The sequence below is a fragment of the candidate division WOR-3 bacterium genome (genome assembly GCA_026418155.1).
Lineage (GTDB): Bacteria > Hydrothermota > Tepidihabitantia > Tepidihabitantales > CAIPLT01 > JAOABV01.
Window position 1 is genome coordinate 1 of the sequence record JAOABV010000121.1, and the last position, 252, is coordinate 252.

The window sequence follows — 252 nt, forward strand, 5'->3', positions numbered from 1 at the left end:
GATTTATTTAGAAGCTTATTATTATCTGATAAGAGATGATAGAAGAAGAGTTTGTAATAAAAAATAATTTAGGTTTACATTTAAGACCAGTAAATGAATTAGTTTCAAAAATTTCGAAGTATAAATCAAATATAAAAATATTAAAAAATGATGAAATTGCTGATGGTAAAAGTGTGATGGATATTTTAACACTTATAGTTTCTTGTGGTGATAAAATTAAAGTCATAGTAGAAGGAGAAGATGAAGAACAAG

The 252-nt window shown here is 23.8% G+C and carries 1 protein-coding gene; it reads left to right on the forward strand.

Going from position 1 to position 252, the window contains the following annotated elements; translation table 11 throughout:
- Nucleotides 1-35: 35 nt before the first annotated feature.
- Nucleotides 36-252 (forward strand): HPr family phosphocarrier protein (locus tag N2201_07570; protein MCX7786057.1); only part of this gene is annotated, 217 nt, incomplete at its 3' end.